Genomic DNA, 19,281 nt, shown 5'->3' with positions numbered 1-19,281 from the left:
CTTCTCCCTTGGGGGCGAGCCTAGGTTCGCCCTGCGTCAGTCTTGCGACCGTTGGCCGGTCGGCGGTATCCAGGTGATCAGAGATAACAACAAAAGGGAGGCGTGGCTCTGCTGACGCCAGGGAAGGAAAGTCCTGACGTAACGTCAGCAATTCCGTGGGCGCCGGCTGGCCAGAGGACGCGATGACCAGCACCGACATTCGAATTCCCGACGCCGTGGCGGCCAATCTGGTCGATCCGGCGGCCTACGCCGACCACCGCATTCACGAGACCTATGACTGGCTGCGGGCCAACAACCCGTTCGGCCGCGCCGAGATCCCTGGGGTCGATCCGTTCTGGGTCGTGACCAAGCACGCCGACATCCTGGAGATCAGCCGCCAGAACGCCCTGTTCCTGAACGGCGACCGCTCGCCCACCCTGGTCAGCCAGGAGGCCGACGCCCGCATCCGCCAGATGATGGGCGGCAGCCCCCACCTGCTGCGCACCCTGATCCACATGGATGCGCCCGATCACCCGAAGTACCGGGCGCTGACCCAGGCCTGGTTCATGCCGCAGAACCTGCGCGGGCTTGAGGACCGGATCCGCAAGATCGCCCGGGCCGCCGTCGACAAGATGGCCGCCACCGGCGGCGAATGCGACTTCGTCCGCGAGGTGGCCCTGCACTATCCGCTGCACGTGGTGATGGAGATCCTGGGCGTCCCGGAAGAGGACGAGCAACGCATGCTGATGCTGACCCAGGAGCTGTTCGGCGCCGCCGACCCCGAACTGGGCCGCAAGCCCAGCGAGGACACCCTGGACGCCGAGGGCGGCGGCCAGAAGCTGGACATGGGGGTCATCACCGACTTCTTCATGTACTTCAACAAGCTGTCGGCGGACCGCCGCGAGAACCCGCGGGACGACCTGGCGACCGTGATCGCCAATTCCAAGATCGACGGCCAGCCGATCTCCGAGCTGGAGGCGATGAGCTACTACATCATCGTCGCCACCGCCGGCCACGACACCACCTCGTCCTCGACCGGCGGCGCCCTGTGGGCGCTGGCTGAAAACCCCGGGGAACTGGCCAAGCTGAAGGCCGATCCGTCCCTGATCCCCGGCCTGGTGGATGAATCGATCCGCTGGACCACCCCGGTGAAGACCTTCATGCGCACGGTCGCGGAAGACACCGAGATGGGCGGGCGCAAGCTCTCCAAGGGCGACTGGCTGATGCTCTGCTACGCCTCCGGCAACCGCGACGCCGAGGTGTTCGACGCCGCCAATCAGTTCCGCGTCGACCGCTCGCCGAACAAGCACCTGGCTTTCGGCTATGGCGCGCACCTGTGCCTCGGCCAGCACCTGGCCAAGATGGAGATGCGCATCCTGTGGGAGGAGCTGATCCCGCGGCTGAAGAGCGTGGAGCTGGCCGGCGAGCCGGCCATGAGCCATGCGGTGTTCGTCAACGGCCCCAAGACCCTGCCGATCCGCTTCGAGATGGCCTGAGCCGTCGTGGCCGCGCCGCTCGAATCCCGCATCGCCGCCTATGTGGCGGGCCGCATGGCCGAGGCCCGCGAGGTCCAGGCCACCGGCCTGACCCGCATCTCCGGCGGCGCGAGCCGCGAGACCTATCGCTTCACCCTGGCCTGGCGGGATGCGGACGGCGCGGCGCGTGAGCGCAAGATGATCCTTCGGCGCGATCCGCCGGCCAGCCTGATCGACACCGAACGGCGGATCGAGTTCGAGGCCTATCGCGCCTTCCGCGGCTCGGCGGTGCCCGTGCCGGAGATGCTGTGGCTGGAGGAGGGCTCCGACGCGCTGGACCACCCCTTCTTCATCGCCGAGGAGATCGCCGGGTTCCAGGCCGCCCCGGCCCTGCTGTGGACTGAGCCCTATCTGGCGACCCTGGAGAAGCTGGGGGCGCACAAGTGGACCATCCTGGGCGAGATCGCCAAGGCCGATCCCGCCGGGTTGGGCCTCACCGAGGTCATGATCCCGGTCGCGCTCGACGCCTGCTGGGACAGGGAGCTCAGCTATTGGGAGGGCGTCCTCGACGATGACGAGGCCGAACCCCTGCCGATCACCCGGGCCGCCATCCGCTGGCTTAGGGCCAATCCGCCGCCGCCGGCCCAGAAGCTGAGCGTGGTGCACGGCGACTATCGGACGGGGAACTTCCTGTTCGACGAACACGGGACCATCCACGGCGTCCTCGACTGGGAAATGGCCCATCTGGGCGACCCGCTCGAGGATCTCGGCTGGAGCTTCAATCCGGTCTGGTCCTTCGGTCGCCCCGAGGCCGGGGGCCTGATGCCCCACGACCAGGCGGCTGCGGTCTGGGAACAGGCCAGCGGCCTGAAGGCCGATCCCGCCGCCCTGCACTGGTGGACCCTGTTCAATTGCGTGAAGGGCCAGGCGATCTGGATTTCCTCGGCCCGCGCCTTCATCGACGGGGGCAACCGCGAGCCGATCATGGTGGCGCCGCCCTGGATGCTGCAGAACGCCCAGGATCGGGCCACCCTCAAAGTGATGGGACGCCTATGAAGCCCGAGGTCCCCTCCGTCCTGGGCGAGATGGCCCAGCTGCTGGTCCGCAACGCCGATCAGTCCGTGCACCCGGCGGATCGGGCGAGCGCGCTCGGCCTCACCGCCCTGCTGCTCGGCTTCGCGGCCGAGGCGTGGGACGCAGCCGCCCACCATCTGGTCCAGGAGAATCGCGCGGTCCACGCCCTGTTGGTCCGCGGCGCCGCCTACGCCCCGCCGCCCGCCCCGCCTGCCGAGGACGACCTGCGCCTCTCGGCCCTGGGCCTGGAGAATGCCCGGCTCATGGCCGCCCTGATCGCGCTGCACACGACGGTCGAGCTCAGGCCCGAGGCGAGCGATCTGAACGAGGCCATCTGGGCCGAATTGCGCGCCTCGACAGAGCGTCGGAAGACGGCATCGTCCGTCGTCTGATTAATCGTGCCGCGGCGCCTGATCGCGGGCCGTCAGCCCGTAGTCCCGCATCACTGCCGCCACCCTCAGCCGATAACCGGCGAACAGGCCGGAGCGGCCCAGGCCCTGCGCCGCCCGGTGCGCCTCGACCTCGCGCCAGGCGATGACCGCCGCCTCGTCGCGCCAGAAGGACAGGGACAGGAGTTTGCCAGGCTGTGCCAGGCTCTCGAACCGCTCGACCGAGACGAAGCCGTCGATACGCTCCAGCTCAGGCTTCAACGCGGCCGCCAGATCGAGATAGCCCTGGCGCCGTCCGGCCGCCGGCTCGACCTCGAAGATCACCGCGATCATGGCGTCACCGGGGTGAGGAAGGTCCGCCGCTCGCTGAGGATGAAGCGCTTCTCCTGGGCGAGGGCGAAATTGGCCGCACCGGCGGGATCGCGCCGCAGCCGGTCGCGATAGGCCTCATAGGCGGCCAGGCTGTCGAAGCTGATCAGGGCGAGCGCCACGTCATTGGTCCCCTCGTGCGGCAGCCAATAGCCCAGGAGGTCGCCGCCGCAGGCCGGGATGATGGTGAGCCAGTTGCGCGCATAGGCCTCGAAGGCCTCACGCTGAAAGGGGTCGATCTGGTAGCGGATGCAGCAGGTGATGGTCATGGTCTTGTCGCCTCTCGGGATGGGTTCGGGGGCTCCCTTACCGGCGATCCCGGCGTCCATGCTTCGATCGGGAGCGAAGCGTCCCGGCTGGCGAGCCGGTCCGCCGAACGCTAGGCTCGCCCCATGAAACTCGGCGCCGACATCGCCCGGACCGCCGCCCTGCTGGGCGACCCCGCCCGCGCCAACATGCTGGCCGCCCTGATGGGCGGGGTGGCGCTCACCGCCGGCGAACTGGCCCAGGAAGGCGGGATCACCGCCCAGACCGCCTCAGTCCATCTGGCCCGCCTCGTTGACGGCGGCCTGGTCACCGTCCGCCGCCAGGGCCGCCACGCCTATTTCGCCCTGTCCGGGCCCGAGGTCGCCGAGCTGCTGGAGGACCTCATGAGCCTGGCCGCGCGTACGGACCAGCCTCGCCCCCGTCCGGGGCCCCGTGATCCCGGCCTGCGCCGCGCGCGGGTCTGCTACGACCACCTGGCCGGCGAACTGGGCGTGGCCCTGCTGGACAGCCTGACCGGGCGCGGCCTGATCCAGGATCATGACGGCGCCCTCGTCCTGACGCCGGACGGCGCCGCGGCGATGCGCGCCTTCGGGGTGGAGCCTGTCACGACCGGCCGTCGCCCCCTCTGCCGCGCCTGCCTCGACTGGAGCGAGCGCCGCAGCCATCTGGCCGGATCCCTGGGCGCCGGCGTGCTGAACCGCATCTATGCGCTCGGCTGGGCGCGCCGGGTGGAGGGCTCGCGGGTCGTGGCCTTCAGCGCCCCCGGCCTGGCGGCGTTCGAGCGGGCGTTTCCGATCACCTGACGTCGCTCAGCGCAAATTGTTCATGTTTTGTTCTTGACTCAAGCTCCTCTGGGTGGCTTGGTCGCGCATGGCGACCGAGACCTCGGCGTTTGTCGGGCGAACCCCCACTGGGTGTCGCCGACAAGGGCGCTGGCGATAGCGCCCGTTCCCTCTCCTAGCCCAAAGCATGAGGGCGGCTGTGAACGGAGGCCTCGAAAGCTATTTTCGACAACCGACGGCCGACCTAGACAAGGCTAGACGCAGTTTGGAAGACGAAGGTCGCGACATCTGGATCGGCTCGATCCGAACGGGTGAGAACCTAGCCGGCGAGACCCTGACGCCGTAGCGCGAGAGAAGTATTATTTGGAGTTGAAACCAAACACACCTTCAGGTCGCAGCGCGGGCGCACGCCAGATCAAGCGCTACGCCGAGGGAGGCAAGAGAAAAGCCCGGGTCGTCTATTACGATCCCAAGGATTATCAATGAGTGGGACGTCTTTCACCTCCGCCGTCAATGACTTGCTTGAACCCGCAGGCTTCACGCGAGCGGGGCGGGCGATTTGGAATCGGACCGCCGGCGGGTATCGCGACGCGATTTCGCTCCAGACAATTCAAAGCCTTGGCACCGTTGTGAATATCTACAGCGTCGATCTCACGTCCGAGGCGATATTGGACTCCTGCGCGCCGGATCAGTCCGGCGGATTGATGTACCCCGTCTACGAACGGCTCGGTCTGTTGATGGGGCCGTACGATCGCGCTTGGAGACGAGGGCGCGATCGTCCTTCGGACCTGGCGGCGGCTATTGAGAAATATGCGCTGCCGTTTCTCGATCGAATGCACGATCTCGTCCAATTGATGGGATACCTGGGCACGGGCGCCAGGAAATGGCGGGAGTTCACTGAAGTGGTCTATCTCGCGATCACCCTCCACCGCCTCGGCGAGACGGAACAGGCCTGCAAGTTGCTGGCTCACCCGCCTCGGCGTCTGGAAGCAGGGGGGCGGATTAAGGTGGCCGCCCTTCGTGACTACTTTGGATGTTCTCCACTGTATCCCGATCCATGACGCCCCTACCCCGCGTGATCCTGATCGGCGGCTCATCTCATGCCGGCAAGTCAAGCATCGCGCGCCATCTGGCCGCGCGACAGGGCTGGACCGCGGCCTCGACCGATCACCTCGGGCGGCATCCCGGACGCCCGTGGAGGCCAGCGGGGGAGGCGGTTCCCGCCCATGTAGCCGCCTACTATCTGGAGCTTTCCACAGAGGCCCAAATCGCCGATGTCCTGCGCCACTACGAGATCTTGTGGCCGGCGATCGAGGCCCTGGTGCGGCGCCATGCCGAGGATCAATCCCAGCCGCGCCTGGTGCTGGAGGGTTCAGCGATCTGGCCAGATCGGGTGGCGGGGCTTGATGTTGACGGCGTCGCTGCGGTCTGGTTGACCGCACCGCCCGCGCTTTTCGAGGCGCGGATCCTGGCGGAGAGCGATCATGCTGGGGCCGACGACCGCGGCCGCGCCCTGATCGAGGCCTTTCTCGCGCGCACCCTGGCGTTCGATGCTGTGCTTCGAGACGCGGCTGAGCGGCTTGGCGCGCCCGTGTCGTCCGCCCGCGACGATGAGGCCGCCCTGTCGGCGATGCGACCGGTTCCCTGGACGACAGATGGGCTATGAACGCCCCATGCCCCCAAACCTGATCCGCGACGCCGCCCTCGCCGACGCCCCGGCCATCGCAGGCCTGCATCTGCGCTCCTGGCTCGCGGCCTATGAGGCCATCGCCCCCGCCGAGGCCGTGCGGGTCCTGACCGAGGATGTGCGCCGCGAGCGCTGGACGGCGATGCTGGCCGCGCCCAAGCCCCGCTGGGTGTGCCGTATCGTCGAGGCCGAGGGGGTGATCCGGGCCGTGGGCGTCGCCTGCGCGCCGAGCGAGGCCCTGTTCGGCGAACGGGGCGAGGTGCGCCACCTCTATGTCGAGCCGGATCTCCGCCGCGCGGGCCTCGGGCGGCGGATGATGGCCGAGTTGACCGGCGTGATCGCCGGCTGGGGCTATGCGGGTCTGGCCCTGAGCGTCGTGGCCGAGAACGCCCCGGCGCGGGCCTTCTACGCCGCCCTCGGCGGCCGCGAGATCGGGCGGTTCACCGATCCCGGCCCAGTCTGGAAGTCCCAGAACATCGGGCTGGCCTGGGACGATCTGCCGGCGTTGCGGACCCGCCTGGCCTGAAGGAACCTCCGGCCCGCGACGGGATTTGGTGTGGAGGCGCGGTGCGCATTTCAGCCCGGAGGCGGCGATGTCCGAACATTTGAATTCTCGACCCAATGGGATCCAGTCCACTGTAGCCGAGGCCCTGTCTGACGCGGCCGAGGATCTGGCCGCGGTCGAACCCCAGGTGAAGGCGGCCACGAGCCGCTTCCTCAAGGAGGCCCGCGCGACCCTGGAGGACGTGACCGAGGAACTCCTGGCCAAGGCGCGGGAGGGCTATGACGTCATGCGCGATCAGGCGGTCCGTCGCGGCGTGCAGACGGTGGGCGCGGTGCGCGAGCGGCCGGCCGTGGCCCTGGCGGCGGCGGCGGGGCTTGGCTTCCTGATCGGCCACCTGATCTCCGCGCATCGGACCCAGGTGATCTATCTGAAGGACGCCCGCTAAGCCGCCAGGATTTCGGCGAGCGCCGCCAGCAGCCGGTCGGTCTGGTCCTCGGTCCCCACCGTGATCCTCAGATGGTCGGCGATGCGCGGGGCGTCGAAGCGGCGCACCAGGATCGCCCGGTCCCTCAGGGCCTGGGCGATCTCGGCGCCCGGCCGCGCGCCATGCCGCGCGAAGACGAAATTGGCGGCCGAGGGCAGGACCTCGAAGCCCAGGGCGTCCAGCCCCCGCGTCATGCGCGCTCGCGTGGCGATGATCCGGGCCAGATCGGCCTGGAACTGCGCCTCGTCGCCGATGGAGGCCAGGGCGCCGGCCTGGGCGGGCCGGCCGAGCGGATAGGAATTGAAGCTGTCCTTCACCCGGGTCAGGGCCTGGATCAGGTCCGGGTGGCCCAGGGCGTAGCCGACCCGCAGACCGGCCAGGGACCGCGACTTGGACATGGTCCGCACCACCAGCAGGTTCGGGTGCGCAGCGATCAGCGGAATAGCGGTCTCGGCCCCGAAATCCACATAGGCCTCGTCGATCACCACGGGAGTATCGGCATGCCGAGCCAGCAGTTCGGCGATCTCGGCGCGGTCCAGCGCCATGCCCGTGGGGGCGTTGGGATTGGGCAGGATGATCGCGCCCGTGGGGCCGTCATAGTCGGCGACCCGGATTCGGAACGCCGCATCCAGGGGAACGGTCTCAGTCGCAATCCCGAACAGCCGGGCATAGACCGGGTAGAAGCTGTAGCTGATGTCCGGAAACTTGAGCGGCCCCTCGTGCTTGAGCAGGGCCGCGAAGGCGTGGGCCAGCACCTCGTCGGATCCATTGCCCACGAACACCTGATCCGCCGTCAGTCCGTGATAGGCGGCCAGCGCCTCGCGCAGCGCCGTGGAGGCCGGATCCGGATAGAGCCGCAGGCTGTCGCTCGCCGCGGCCGCCACCGCCTCCAGCACGCGCGGGGAGGGGGCGTAGGGGCTCTCATTGGTGTTGAGCTTGATCAGACCCTCGATGCGCGGCTGCTCGCCCGGCACATAGGGCGAAAGCGTATGGGTCAGATCGCTCCAGAAGCGGCTCATGGCGGGGTCCAGTTTGAGGGCGATCCGTGTTTGCGGGGACGAGCGCCGCAAGGCAAGGCGCCTGCAACCCCCTCTCCCCATTTGACGGGGAGCGGATAGGGTGACGGCGCTCAAGTCGGAGACCGCCCATGCCGAAGATCGACATCGCCCGGACCGAGCTGCGCGAGGGCTCAAGCTATGATCCGCCCTTGGATCAGCCCTGTCTGGGGTTGAAACGCTGGAAGCTCGGCGCGGCGGCGGGGCTCAGCCAGTTCGGAGTTAACCTCACCCGCATTCCGCCCGGCGGATGGTCCAGCCAGCGCCACTGGCACACGGTCGAGGACGAGTTCGTCTGGGTGGTCGAGGGCGAGGTGGTGCTGGTCGAAGACGGCGGCGAGACCGTCCTGCGGGCCGGCGAGGCGGCGGGCTTTGCGGCAGGCGTCCGCAACGGCCACCACCTGCAGAACAGGACGGACCGGGAGGCGGTGGTGCTCGAGGTCGGATCACGGCATCGCGCCGAGGACGCCTGCTGGTACCCGGACCTGGATCACGGCTACGGCCCCCATGGGCGCTTCGAAAGTCCGCCCTCTTAAGGTCGATCCCGCAACGTACCCCATCGACACGGGGCCCGACCTCGGCTTTGCTGCGCCGCCCTCGTTTGAGGGCCAAGACCACAGCCATTTTCGATTAGGGACCGATTTTACATGCCCCGTATTCTGCCCGAACCCACGCCGGAGACCCGGCATTTCTGGGAGGGGTGCAAGGACGGCGAGCTGCGTCTGCAGCGTTGCGTCGACTGCGCCCACAGCTACTTCCCGCCCCGGGCCTTCTGCCCCAAGTGCGCCAGCCGCAACGTCGAGGTCTACAAGGCCTCAGGCAAGGGATTCCTCTATTCCTACGTCATCAACCATCGGCCCCACCCGGCCATGGGGACCGAGCCGCACTCGATCGCGGTGGTGGAGCTGTCCGAGGGCCCGCGCCTGATGACCAACATCGTCGGCTGCCCGCAGACGCCTGAGGCGCTGCAACTCGACATGGCCGTGGAGGTCGTCTTCGAAAAGCAGAACGACGACATCTCCCTGCCCCTGTTCCAACCGGCGAAGGGCTGAGGCGCGACCATGCAACAGAAATCCGTCGCCATCGTGGGCGCCGCCGAAACCACGAAAATGGGCAAGATCCCGGACGTCTCCGTGATCGGCCTGCACGCCGACGCCGCGCTCAACGCCATGAAGGATGCGGGGCTTAAGCCTTCCGACATCGATGGCGTCGCCACCGCGGGCATCAGCCCCGTCGAGCTCGCCCACTATCTGGGGATCACGCCGACCTATGCCGACGGCACCAGCGTCGGCGGCTGCTCCTTCATGCTGCACGTCCGCCATGCGGCCGCGGCGATCAATGCGGGCCTGGCCAAGACCATCCTGATCACCCACGGCGAATCCGGACGCTCCCGGGTCGGCGCCGGCGGCTTCGCCCGCTCGCCATCCAGCCTGATGGGCCAGTTCGAGCTGCCCTATGGCGTGACCAGCCCGCCGACCATGTTCACGATCCCCGTGCTTCGCTACATGAAGACCCACGGGGTGACCGAGGAAGACCTGGCCATGGTCTCGGTGGTCCAGCGGGAATGGGCTGCGCTCAATCCGCGCTCCAGCTTCAAGGACCCGATCACCGTCGACGACGTACTCAATTCGCCGATGATCGCCTGGCCGTTCCGCATGCTGATGTGCTGCCTCGTCACCGACGGCGGCGGCGCGCTCATCGTCACCAGCGCCGACCGGGCCAAGGATTTCCCGAACAAGCCGGTCTATGTGCTGGGCACGGGCGAGAGCGTCGAGACCCCGATGGTCAGCCAGATGGAGGACTTCAACACCTCCAAGGCCTTCCGCGTCTCCGGTAAGAAGGCGTTCGATGAGGCGGGCATCAAGCATGCCGATGTCGACCACCTGATGATCTATGACGCCTTCGCCCACCTGCCGCTCTACGGCCTGGAGGATCTGGGTTTCGTGAAGCCCGGCGAGGCCAAGGACTTCATCCGCGAGCGCAACACTGCGATCGGCGGCAAGCTGCCGCTCAACACCAACGGCGGCGGCCTGTCCTACATGCACTCGGGCATGTACGGCATGTACGCCCTGCAGGAGAGCGTGCGGCAGATGCGCGGCATCGCGCCAGCCCAGGTGAAGGACGCCAAGATTAGCGTCAGCCACGGCGTCGGCGGCATGTTCGCGGCCTCCGGCACGATCATCTTCTCGAACGAGTCGCCGTGAGTTTAGAGTGACTTACCGCAGGTCATGCTGCGCAGCATGACCTGCAGCATTCCGCGCCCTTCCCCGACGCCGGGGGAGGGCGTTTTGCTGATAGGTCAGGCCAAGCCCGCCCCGGAGCCGTCCCCATGCCAAAGTCCCTGATTGCGATCCTGGCGGCCCTGGTCGCCCTGGGCCTGGGGCGCTTAGCGAACGCCGCCGACCGGGCGCCGGACCTCGTCCTGACCGGCGGTCTCACCGGCGCGGATCACCAGACCTATCGCGAGATCCCGTTCAAGCTGCCGGCCGGGGTGACGCGGTTGACCGTCGCCTTCGACTATTCCGGCCGCGACCAGCACACCACGATCGATCTCGGCCTGAAGGATCCCCAGAGACTGCGGGGCTGGAGCGGGGGGAACAAGGCCCGGTTCACCCTGGCCGAGACCGACGCCACGCCCAGCTATCTGCCGGGCCCGTTGCCGGCCGGAACCTGGCGGCTGGTGCTGGGCGTCCCCAATATCCGCAAGACCGCGACGGCGACCTATGAGGCGAAGATCTGGTTCGACCGCGCGGGCGACGCCCGGTCCGCCCTGGCCGAGGCGCCGATCAACCCGGCGCCGGGCTGGTATCGCGGCGATCTGCATCTGCACACCGGTCACTCCGACGGAACCTGCCTGTCGCATCGCGGCGCCAAGGTTCCATGCCCGGTGTTCAAGTCGCTGGAGGCGGCGCGGGCGCGAGGGCTCGATTTCATCGCGGTCACCGACCACAACACCACCTCCCAGGCCGACGCCCTGCGGGAGCTTGCGCCCTATTTCGACGACCTGCTGCTGATCCCGGGGCGGGAGCTCACGACCTTCCAAGGCCACGCCAACATCTTCGGCCCCGTCGCCCCCCTCGATTTTCAGATCCGCGGCCCGGCCGACCTGCAGCGGACCCTCGACGCCGTCGACGCCGCCCACGGCCTCATCTCCATCAACCATCCGGCCATGCCCTCGGGCGAGGCCTGCATGGGCTGCGGATGGACCGCGCCGGCCACCCCCTTCGCCCGGTTCGCGGCCATAGAGGCGGTGAACGGCGGAGCCCTGCTGGTCAGCGGTCGCGCCGACGGGCCCCTGTCCGGCATTCCCTTCTGGGAGGCCCGCCTCAACGCGGGCCTGCGGATCACCGCCATCGGCGGATCGGACAATCACGACGCCGGCGCGGCGCCCGGCCTGCCCTCCGCCCTCGGCGTCCCGACCACGGTCGTCCACGCCGCGGCCCTAAGCCAGACGGAGATCCTGGCGGCGATCCGCGCCGGGCATGTGTTCGTCGACATCGAGGGCTCCCGCGACCGCCTGCTGGAGGTCGAGGCGACGGCCGGCGCCGCGCGCGCGGAAATGGGCGACGTCCTGTCGGTCGCCCCCGGTCCGCCGCCCCGGATCCAGGTGCGGGTGCGGGGCGTCGCCGGGGGGCGGATTGGGGTGTCCGGCGACGGCGCGGGTCTGGTCCAGGCGGTCGGCGGCGACCGGCCCCTGGCGGGCGCGGAGGATCGCCGGGACTATCTGGCGGCGGCGGACGGACGGGATCACTGGGTGCGGTTCGATGTCCGCGATCCGACCGGAAAGCTCGTCCTGCTGGGCAACCCGATCTATCTGCGCCCGGTCCCGCCCCACCCATGATGGGCGCCTGCGACATTCGGAAGCCCCCCGCACGAATGTCTTATTAACGCTCGTTCTTCATGTTGACGGAGAGTCGAATTGACCGGTTTCGGTTCGCGTCGGGCCGGTCATCAGGTTGGGTTTCGGACGCTGTTACGCGCTGTGGCGCCGGCGCGCCTTGGAGCAGTCATGGGGCTTAATCCGGAATCGCGAGCCCGATTCAATCTTCAGCGCGCGACGGTCCTGATCCTGGATTCGAACGCGATGGGGATGAGCATCCTCGTGCAGATCCTGACCGGCTTCGGCGCAAAGTCCCTGCATCGCTGCGAGAGCGTGGCCGAGGCCGAGGCGGTGGTCCAGAAGAACGAGATCGACCTGATGGTCGTCGATTCCCTGGGCCCGGACGGCGAGGGCTACGAGTTCGTCCGCTGGCTGCGGCGCAGCAAGATCCAGCCCAACTGCTTCGCCCCCGTGCTGCTGACCTCCGGCCATACGCCGAGCCGGGCGGTGAACAAGGCGCGCGATTGCGGCGCCCACTTCATCCTGGCCAAGCCGCTGACGCCGATCTCGGTGCTGGAGCGGATCCTGTGGATCTCGAAGGAGGGCCGCCGGTTCGTGGAGTGCGACACCTATGTCGGCCCCGATCGGCGCTTCAAGAACGAGGGCGTTCCGGCCGGCATGGCGGGGCGGCGTCGCGACGACCTGCCGATCGAGGTGGGCGAGGCGACCATGCCCAACCTGGATCAGGAACTTATCGACGGCATGATGAAGACGCGGAAGGTCACGATATGAGCGGTCCGGTGACTATCCATGTGCCGGAGAACCGGTTGGCCAAGCTGCTCAGGACGCCGGGCGGCAAGCCCGTCGCCGAGGCGATGGCCGACGCCAAGCAGGGCCTGCAGAGCCTGCAGGGCGACTGCATGGCCGATCTCGACAAGACCCTGGCCGCGGCCGAGGCCATCGCCGCCCAGGCCAAGGGCCAGTTCGACCCCAAGGTCGCCGCCGATCTCTATGCGACCGTGAGCGCCACCATCGGCGTGCCCACGGCCTGCGATCTTGAGGCGGTGGACACCGCCCTGATCAGCCTGTCGGATTTGCTCGATGTTCTGACCGAAAAGGCGATGTGGGACACCAATGCGGTGGCCGTCCACCTGCGGGCTGTGAAGCTGCTGCTGCGCACCGCGGCGGACAAGGACGGGGCGGGGACCCAGGCGATCCTGGAGGGCCTGCGCCAGGTCAGCCAGCGCTTCGCGCGACCGGACGGATCGACCGCGGGCTGAGGTCCGCGGCGTCAGAAGTCTTAAGTCTGAAATTCTGAAACGGGGAGGGCGGCCCAGGCAGGGCCGGCCCCAAGGGGCGTGCGCCTAGCCCGGCGTCATGCGGTCGGTGAGCGCCCAGAGGCCGTCGACCACTTCCTTCATTTCCGGCCCGACGTTCTTGTCCTTGGACCAGATCAGGCGCAGCGCATTGACGTGCACGCCGATCGACGCCCAGTCGTGGCGGTTGGTGGTGCGCAGACGGTCGGCCAGTTCGCACAGGCTGTAGGCCGCGTCGCAGAGGATGCGCTGGTTGAACATGCCGGCGATGTCGAGGACGACGCTGCTCTCTTCATAGACAGTGTCGACCGTGGCGGTCTTGGCCTGGCAATGGCCTTCCAGCCGCTTGATCGAGGCGTCGAGGGCCTTGCGGGCGTCGCCGCCCAGGGCCGCCAGTTCGCGCATGGCGCGCTCATTGGCCATTTCGGCGGTCATGCCGCCGGGCTTGGCCGCTTTTTCAGCCAGGCTGTACTTGACCTTGATGAACTGGGGCTCGCTCACAGCGCCACCCGAGACGGCTTCAGCAGCATGTCGATGTCGTTCTGATCCATGTTCGGGTCCGTGGCCGCGCCGATCGTTCCGGACAGGTCGCCCTTGCGGCGGCCCTTCATGCCCAGCGGTGGCCCAAGGTTCTTGAAGCGACGATCCGGGCCGACATAGTTCTCGGCCTTGACCATCTGGCGTTCGTCCTTGGCGACCCAGAAGATCCGCTGAAGCAGCAGTTCGGGCGTGAAGGGCTTGGCGATGACGAAGTTCGAGCCGGAGTCCCGGCTCTTCTCGACGGTGCTGCGGGCGGCGTGGCCGGACAGCATGATCACCGGCGTGAACTGGGCCTCGGGCTGGGCTTCGCGCCGCAGCCAACGGAGGAAATCATAGCCGTCCATGTCCGGCATGATCGAGTCCATGATGATCAGGTCGAGTTCCTGGGTCTTGACGATATGCATCGCCTCCGCCCCGGACTTGCACTTGAACTGCTTGCGGACCCCGAAGCCCCGGACCATGCCGGTCAGGGCCTCAAGCGCCGTCGGATTGCCATCCGCCAGCATGACGACGGATCGCTCAAGATTGATGCGTATCTTTGGATCCAGCGCCATGGCGGATGTCCGTCAGAAAAGGTCCAGGTCGCCGGACGCCTGGGCGGCGAAGGCTTCGCTTTCGCGGGTCGCCTTGGCCAGGCGCTTGGCCAGGTCACCGAGGGTGACCCCGGCCACGGCGTCGGTCAGATCATAGTGCCCGCTCTCGGCCTGGGTGGAGAGCTTGCGGGTGAAGGTCGCAAGCGCCGCCAGGTGCTGGGTCAGCACGTCCAGGGTCTGAGCTTCATGCAGGGCGATTTCGAGCGGCTCGCCGCGGCTGGCGCGCACCAGCTGGGTGACCAGCATCTCCAGGCGGTCGCACAGCTCCCCGGCGTGCTCCAGTTCGGAGGCCAGGGAGGCGAGCACCTCGGGAGTGTAGGCGGGCGCGGCGGACTGAGACATCAAAACAGCTCCAGGGATCCTTCGTCCTCTGCGGGAGGCGCCGGTTTACGCGGGACTTCCTTGAGGGCCGCAACCTCATGGGTGTCAGTGACCATGCGTTGCTGAGCGCGACCCGTGGTCGGCCAGTACTGCACGCGCCTGGCGCCGACACCGCCCAGGCTAGAGCCTACGAGCTTGATGCCTTCGTCCTTAAGAAACTTCTCGGCAAACGCCGCATTCGAGGCGCCGACGTCGGAAAGTCCGCCAAACATGCGCGCGCCGCCGAACAGCTTGGCCTCGAGGCGCTCGCGCCGGGCCCCGGAGCGGAGCAGTTCGTTGATCAGCAGTTCCATCGCGTAGGCGCCGTACCGGCGGCTCTCGTCGAGCCCGTCGGCCTTGCCTTCCGGAAGGAGAAAATGGTTCATGCCGCCCACGCCGGCCACGGGGTCGCGCATGCACACCGACACGCAGCTGCCCAGGATCGTGGTCATCATCACGTCCGGATCGCTGGAGATAGAGTGTTCGCCCTGAACCACGTGGACCCGTTTGCCGGGCCGGTGCGGCGTGTTTTCAACGATCATGTAAGGACCCCGAACACCGCTTCGATCTTCTCTTTTAGCGTCTGAGTGGTGAACGGTTTCACAAGGTAGTTGTTGACCCCGAACTGAACCGCGCGCTGGACAAGCTCTTTGTCGGCGCGGCCGGTCAGCATGATCACCGCCGTCTTGGAAATCGGACCGTGCGCGCGGATGGCGCGCAGCAGACCCAGCCCGTCGAGCTTGGGCATGTTGAAGTCGGTGATCACCAGATTGGTCGGCGAGGCGATCATGGCGCGCAGCGCCTCCTCCCCGTCCGGCGATTCCCGGGTGTTGGTGATCCCGATCGCGTGCAGGCTCGTGCGGATCAGCGACCGCATGGTCTGCTGATCGTCGACGATCAGGGTCTTGATGGCCGAAGCTGCGGGCATTACGCGCTCCTTTGATGCTCGGCGGCGGCCGAGCAAGCGTTGAGTATTGCGGGTCCCATGCGGGCGAGACCGACCTGCTTCTCCACGGCGCCCACCTCGAAGGCGGCCTTGGGCATGCCGTAGACGACACAGCTGGACTCGTCCTGACCCAGGGTTCGAGCTCCCCTCTGGCGCATGTTGAGCAGGCCCTGGGCGCCGTCCCGGCCCATGCCGGTCAGGATCACGCCCACACTGGGACGGCCCAGCTTGGCGACCGAGTCGAACAGCACATCCACCGAGGGACGATGGCCATTGACCGGCTCGCCTTCGCGCAGGCGGCAGACAGGAGCGGTGGAGGACACGACCTCCAGGTGGGCGTCGCCGCCGGGGGCCACATAGATGTGACCCGGCAGCAGCTTCGCGCCGTCATAGGCCTCCTGCACGTGGGCGCCGGAGATCCGGTCCAGGCGGGCGGCGAAGCTCTTGGTGAACGTGGCCGGCATATGCTGGGTGATCACCGTCGGCGGGCAGGTGTCGGGGAAGTTCCCGAGCACCGTCATCAGGGCCTCGACGCCTCCGGTGGAGGAGCCGATGGCCAGGATCAGGTCCTTGGCGGCGTGGTAGCCGCTTTCCCGTTCGACCGGTGCGACCGGGCCCGAATAGGGGCGGACCCGCGCGCGGGCGGCGGCCTTGACCTTGTTGGGCAGGTCCGCGAAGGCGTCGCCGATGCCGGCGCCCCCCTGCGGCTTGCCGATGCATTCCACGGCGCCCAGCTCCAGGGCGGCCACGGTGATGTCGGCGCCGGCCTGGGTGAGGGTCGAGATCATCACCACCGGCGTCGGCCGCAGGCGCATGATCTTTTCCAGGAACTCCAGGCCGTTCATGTGCGGCATCTCGATGTCGAGGGTGATGACATCGGGATTGAGTTTCTTGACCTGCTCGCGCGCCTCGATCGGGTCGTTGGCGAAGCCGAGAACCTCGATATCGGGATCGCGCTTCAGGGCCGCCGCGATAAGACCCCGCATGGTCGCGGAGTCGTCAACAATAAGGACGCCGACACTCATCGACCGCTCCTGAGCGAGTAGGTTGTGAGACCCGTGGTTTCGAAGATCTGGGTCGCGGGACCGGTCACGCGTTCGGAGTGGCCGATATAGAGGGTGCCGCCCGGGTTCAGCATGGGCGCGAAGCGGCTCCAGATGCGTTCCTGGGTGGGTTCGTCGAAATAGATGACGACGTTGCGGCAGAAGATGGCGTCGAACTTGCCCTTCATCGGCCAGTCGCCGATCAGGTTCAGCTCGCGGAAGGCCACCAGTTCGCGCAGCTCGTCGGCCACTTCCCAGCGGCCTTCGCCGGCCTTCTTGAACCAGCGGCGGCGCAGGTCGACCGGCACGGGGGCGATCGCGTCCTCGCGATAGAAGCCGGCGCGGCCCTCGGCGACCATGTTGGGATCGATGTCGGTGGCCAGGATCTTGACGTCCAGGTTCGCCGCCTCGGGCAGGGCCGCGAGCACGGTGATGGCCATGGAATAGGGTTCCTGGCCGTTCGAGCAGGCGGCCGACCACAGGCGGATGCGTCCGCCGCGCTTGGCCTGCTCCACCAGCCTCGGCAGCACCTGGTCGCGCAGGTGATCGAAATGGTGCGGCTCGCGGAAATAGCGGGTCACATTGGTGGTCAGCGCCGCCATCATGGCCTGGCGCTCGTCGACCTCGCGGGCGTCCTGGATCAGGGCGCAATAGTCGCGGAAGCTGCGCAGACCGAGCGCGCGCAGGCGCTTGGCCAGGCGGGAATAGACCAGCGCCGCCTTGCCCTCGGCCAGGGCGATCCCGGCGTGGGCGTGCAGGATCTGGGCGATGGTCTTGAAGTCCTCGTTCGTGAAGAGGAATTCGCCGTCGACCAGACCTCCGCTTTTCGATCTGGAATCGGATGCTGTCGTCATGCCGCCTCGGCTTCCACTTCAGGTAGGACGCGCTCGAGGGAGATCAGGCTGATCATTCGTCCGTCGATCGAGAACAGGCCTTTGACGAAGGTCTTCACCGTGTCGCAGGCCACGTCCGGCGTCGGCTGGATCATGTCCTCGGTCATGTTGATGATGTCTGAAACCGCCTCGACGAGGAGGCCCAGGGTGCGACTGCCCTGGTTCACGACCATGATCACGTGGCGGGCGGTGACCTCGGTGACCGCCAGGCCCAGCCGGGCGCCGAGGTCGACCACGGGCAGGACGGCCCCGCGCAGATTGATCACGCCCTTGATGTAGTTGGGCGCGCGCGGGAGAGGCGTCGCCTGGGTCCAGCCGCGGATCTCGCGGACCTGCATGATGTCGACGCAGAACTCCTGGTCGCCCACGCGGAAGGCGATCAGTTCGTGGCGTGCAGCAGTGGACTGGCTAACGATCTCGGTCATGGGTCAGCTGGCCATTCGCTTTTCAGGGCGGGCCGCCGATTTCCGGCGGGTGGAGGTCACCAGCGCGTCGACGTCGAGGATGAGGGCCACCCGGCCGTCGCCGAGGATGGTCGCGGCGGCCACGCCGTCGATCTGCTGATAGTTGGCTTCCAGGCTCTTGATGACCACCTGGCGCTGGCCCTGGATGGCTTCGACCAGCAGGGCCGCCTTGCCGCCGCCTTCGCTCTCGACGAGCACGGCGACACCGGTGGCAGGGGGAATCGGCGTGTCGCGGAAGCCCAGGGCCACGCCGACGTCGATCAGCGGCACGAAGGTGTCGCGGATGCGGATCACCGCGTCCTTGCCGCCGATATAGTGCACGTCCTCGACCCGCGGGGTCAGGCTCTCGATGATGGCCGACAGCGGGGCGACCAGGGTCTGGTCGGCGCCCGTGACCACCATGCCGTCCAGCACCGCCAGGGTCAGCGGCAGGGACATGGTGAACTTCGAGCCCTTGCCGGGCTCGGAGCTGATCGAGATGCGGCCGCCCAGGCCCTGGATGGAGCGGCGGACCACGTCCATGCCGACGCCGCGGCCGGAGATGTCGGAGATCACCGCGGCCGTGGAGAAGCCGGGCAGGAAGATCAGGTTGTCGATCTCCTCGTCGGACAGCACCGCGTCCTCGGAGATCAGGCCCTTCTCGACAGCGATGCCGCGGACGCGGGGGCGGTTGATGCCGCGGCCGTCGTCCTGCAGCTCGATGACGATGCGGCCGCCGCGATGCAGGGCGCGCAGGCGCACCACGCCCTCGGCGGGCTTGCCGGCGGCCACGCGGCCCTCCGGATCTTCCAGCCCGTGGTCGATGGCGTTGCGCAGCATGTGGGTGATCGGGTCGGTCAGGCGCTCGATGACGGTCTTGTCGACCTCGGTGCCTTCGCCTTCCATGATCAGCTTGACGCGCTTGCCGGTCATGTCGGCGACTTCGCGGGCCAGGCGCGGCATGCGCTGGAACACGCTCTTCACCGGCTGGGCGCGGATGGCCATGACGCTGTCCTGGATCTCCCGGGTCAGCAGTTCCAGGTCCTCGAGGCCCAGGGCCACGTTGGAGGAGCGGGCCAGGCCGCTTTCCAGGACGCGCTGGGACAGCATGGCCTGCTGGATCACCAGTTCGCCGACGGCGTTGATCAGGCGGTCGACCCGGTCCAGGTCGACGCGGATGGTGGCGGGCGCGGGCAGACCGGCGGGGGCCGCGGCGGCGGCGGCCGGCGGCCTCGCGCTCCTTGCGGCGCTCCTCGCGCAG

26 protein-coding genes are annotated in these 19,281 nt (G+C 68.0%); 14 read left to right on the top strand and 12 right to left on the bottom strand.

Going from position 1 to position 19,281, the window contains the following annotated elements:
- Nucleotides 1-182: 182 nt before the first annotated feature.
- The 3 genes from MQH10_RS05175 to MQH10_RS05165 are packed head-to-tail and all read left to right on the top strand — an operon-like array spanning nt 183 to nt 2,920.
- Nucleotides 183-1,475, top strand: coding sequence for a cytochrome P450 (locus tag MQH10_RS05175; RefSeq protein ID WP_242563002.1), 1,293 nt, complete (start codon nt 183-185; stop codon nt 1,473-1,475).
- 6 nt (nt 1,476-1,481) lie between these two features.
- Nucleotides 1,482-2,510 carry a phosphotransferase family protein gene (locus MQH10_RS05170; protein ID WP_242563001.1) on the top strand — a complete coding sequence of 343 codons (1,029 nt, stop codon included), beginning with the start codon at nt 1,482-1,484 and terminating at the stop codon, nt 2,508-2,510.
- On the top strand, nt 2,507-2,920 hold the full coding sequence (locus MQH10_RS05165; protein WP_242563000.1) for a hypothetical protein: 414 nt from the start codon (nt 2,507-2,509) through the stop codon (nt 2,918-2,920). Before MQH10_RS05170 ends, MQH10_RS05165 begins: the two co-directional genes overlap by 4 nt.
- Here MQH10_RS05165 and MQH10_RS05160 read toward each other — a convergent pair whose 3' ends face one another.
- On the bottom strand, nt 2,921-3,250 hold the full coding sequence (locus MQH10_RS05160) for an antibiotic biosynthesis monooxygenase family protein (RefSeq protein ID WP_242562999.1): 330 nt from the start codon (nt 3,248-3,250) through the stop codon (nt 2,921-2,923).
- A complete protein-coding gene (locus MQH10_RS05155) occupies nt 3,247-3,555 on the bottom strand; it encodes an NIPSNAP family protein (protein ID WP_242562998.1) in 309 nt (102 codons plus the stop codon). The genes MQH10_RS05160 and MQH10_RS05155 overlap by 4 nt, the downstream gene beginning before the upstream one ends.
- Nucleotides 3,556-3,678: 123 nt before the next feature.
- Between MQH10_RS05155 and MQH10_RS05150 the strand changes: the two genes are divergently transcribed.
- The 5 genes from MQH10_RS05150 to MQH10_RS05130 all read left to right on the top strand — a co-directional run bounded on the left by MQH10_RS05150 (nt 3,679) and on the right by MQH10_RS05130 (nt 6,972).
- Complete coding sequence (locus MQH10_RS05150) at nt 3,679-4,356, top strand: ArsR/SmtB family transcription factor (protein WP_242562997.1); 678 nt, start codon at nt 3,679-3,681, stop codon at nt 4,354-4,356.
- A gap of 461 nt (nt 4,357-4,817) precedes the next feature.
- Nucleotides 4,818-5,396, top strand: coding sequence for a hypothetical protein (locus MQH10_RS05145; protein WP_242562996.1), 579 nt, complete (start codon nt 4,818-4,820; stop codon nt 5,394-5,396).
- Nucleotides 5,397-5,410: 14 nt separating this feature from the next.
- Complete coding sequence (locus MQH10_RS05140) at nt 5,411-6,001, top strand: hypothetical protein (protein ID WP_242562995.1); 591 nt, start codon at nt 5,411-5,413, stop codon at nt 5,999-6,001.
- A 7-nt stretch (nt 6,002-6,008) separates the two neighbouring features.
- A complete protein-coding gene (locus tag MQH10_RS05135; RefSeq protein ID WP_242562994.1) occupies nt 6,009-6,548 on the top strand; it encodes a GNAT family N-acetyltransferase in 540 nt (179 codons plus the stop codon).
- 67 nt (nt 6,549-6,615) lie between these two features.
- Complete coding sequence (locus MQH10_RS05130) at nt 6,616-6,972, top strand: hypothetical protein (protein WP_242562993.1); 357 nt, start codon at nt 6,616-6,618, stop codon at nt 6,970-6,972.
- Here the strand turns inward: MQH10_RS05130 and hisC are convergent.
- Nucleotides 6,969-8,030 carry a histidinol-phosphate transaminase gene (gene hisC / locus MQH10_RS05125; RefSeq protein WP_242562992.1) on the bottom strand — a complete coding sequence of 354 codons (1,062 nt, stop codon included), beginning with the start codon at nt 8,028-8,030 and terminating at the stop codon, nt 6,969-6,971. The two genes, MQH10_RS05130 and hisC, sit on opposite strands and share 4 nt — an antisense overlap.
- 128 nt (nt 8,031-8,158) lie before the next feature.
- Between hisC and MQH10_RS05120 the strand changes: the two genes are divergently transcribed.
- The 6 genes from MQH10_RS05120 to MQH10_RS05095 all read left to right on the top strand — a co-directional run bounded on the left by MQH10_RS05120 (nt 8,159) and on the right by MQH10_RS05095 (nt 13,166).
- Nucleotides 8,159-8,602: a cupin domain-containing protein gene (locus MQH10_RS05120; RefSeq protein WP_242562991.1), complete on the top strand. Its 444-nt coding sequence runs from the start codon at nt 8,159-8,161 to the stop codon at nt 8,600-8,602.
- Nucleotides 8,603-8,713: 111 nt separating this feature from the next.
- A complete protein-coding gene (locus MQH10_RS05115; RefSeq protein ID WP_242562990.1) occupies nt 8,714-9,118 on the top strand; it encodes a Zn-ribbon domain-containing OB-fold protein in 405 nt (134 codons plus the stop codon).
- A gap of 9 nt (nt 9,119-9,127) precedes the next feature.
- Nucleotides 9,128-10,270, top strand: a complete 1,143-nt coding sequence (locus MQH10_RS05110) for a thiolase C-terminal domain-containing protein (RefSeq protein ID WP_242562989.1) — start codon at nt 9,128-9,130, stop codon at nt 10,268-10,270.
- Between the two features lie 125 nt (nt 10,271-10,395).
- Nucleotides 10,396-11,907, top strand: coding sequence for a CehA/McbA family metallohydrolase (locus tag MQH10_RS05105; protein WP_242562988.1), 1,512 nt, complete (start codon nt 10,396-10,398; stop codon nt 11,905-11,907).
- A 168-nt stretch (nt 11,908-12,075) separates the two neighbouring features.
- Nucleotides 12,076-12,678: a response regulator gene (locus MQH10_RS05100; RefSeq protein WP_272886744.1), complete on the top strand. Its 603-nt coding sequence runs from the start codon at nt 12,076-12,078 to the stop codon at nt 12,676-12,678.
- Nucleotides 12,675-13,166 (top strand): hypothetical protein, encoded by a 492-nt coding sequence (locus MQH10_RS05095; protein WP_242562986.1) that lies wholly within the window; start codon nt 12,675-12,677, stop codon nt 13,164-13,166. The genes MQH10_RS05100 and MQH10_RS05095 overlap by 4 nt, the downstream gene beginning before the upstream one ends.
- An 84-nt stretch (nt 13,167-13,250) precedes the next feature.
- On the opposite strand, the gene MQH10_RS05090 is transcribed toward MQH10_RS05095, so the two are convergent.
- From MQH10_RS05090 to MQH10_RS05050, 9 genes are all read right to left on the bottom strand, one after another.
- The gene (locus tag MQH10_RS05090; RefSeq protein ID WP_242562985.1) at nt 13,251-13,703 is read right to left on the bottom strand and encodes a hypothetical protein; all 453 of its coding nucleotides are present in this window, start codon (nt 13,701-13,703) and stop codon (nt 13,251-13,253) included.
- Nucleotides 13,700-14,296: a response regulator gene (locus tag MQH10_RS05085; protein ID WP_242562984.1), complete on the bottom strand. Its 597-nt coding sequence runs from the start codon at nt 14,294-14,296 to the stop codon at nt 13,700-13,702. Before MQH10_RS05085 ends, MQH10_RS05090 begins: the two co-directional genes overlap by 4 nt.
- A gap of 12 nt (nt 14,297-14,308) precedes the next feature.
- Complete coding sequence (locus tag MQH10_RS05080; protein ID WP_242562983.1) at nt 14,309-14,677, bottom strand: hypothetical protein; 369 nt, start codon at nt 14,675-14,677, stop codon at nt 14,309-14,311.
- On the bottom strand, nt 14,677-15,237 hold the full coding sequence (locus MQH10_RS05075) for a chemotaxis protein CheD (RefSeq protein WP_242562982.1): 561 nt from the start codon (nt 15,235-15,237) through the stop codon (nt 14,677-14,679). The genes MQH10_RS05080 and MQH10_RS05075 overlap by 1 nt, the downstream gene beginning before the upstream one ends.
- Nucleotides 15,234-15,623 (bottom strand): response regulator, encoded by a 390-nt coding sequence (locus MQH10_RS05070; RefSeq protein ID WP_242562981.1) that lies wholly within the window; start codon nt 15,621-15,623, stop codon nt 15,234-15,236. The genes MQH10_RS05075 and MQH10_RS05070 overlap by 4 nt, the downstream gene beginning before the upstream one ends.
- Nucleotides 15,623-16,666 (bottom strand): protein-glutamate methylesterase/protein-glutamine glutaminase, encoded by a 1,044-nt coding sequence (locus MQH10_RS05065; protein ID WP_242562980.1) that lies wholly within the window; start codon nt 16,664-16,666, stop codon nt 15,623-15,625. The genes MQH10_RS05070 and MQH10_RS05065 overlap by 1 nt, the downstream gene beginning before the upstream one ends.
- Nucleotides 16,663-17,538, bottom strand: a complete 876-nt coding sequence (locus MQH10_RS05060; protein ID WP_242562979.1) for a CheR family methyltransferase — start codon at nt 17,536-17,538, stop codon at nt 16,663-16,665. The genes MQH10_RS05065 and MQH10_RS05060 overlap by 4 nt, the downstream gene beginning before the upstream one ends.
- Nucleotides 17,535-18,002, bottom strand: a complete 468-nt coding sequence (locus MQH10_RS05055; protein ID WP_242562978.1) for a chemotaxis protein CheW — start codon at nt 18,000-18,002, stop codon at nt 17,535-17,537. The genes MQH10_RS05060 and MQH10_RS05055 overlap by 4 nt, the downstream gene beginning before the upstream one ends.
- Nucleotides 18,003-18,005: 3 nt before the next feature.
- Nucleotides 18,006-19,281: chemotaxis protein CheA (locus tag MQH10_RS05050; RefSeq protein WP_242562977.1), on the bottom strand; the 1,276-nt coding region annotated here is incomplete at its 5' end.

This window comes from Phenylobacterium aquaticum (assembly GCF_022695515.1).
GTDB lineage: Bacteria > Pseudomonadota > Alphaproteobacteria > Caulobacterales > Caulobacteraceae > Phenylobacterium > Phenylobacterium aquaticum.
Note: the sequence above shows the minus strand (reverse complement) of the source record. Positions and strands in the feature narration are given on the sequence as shown.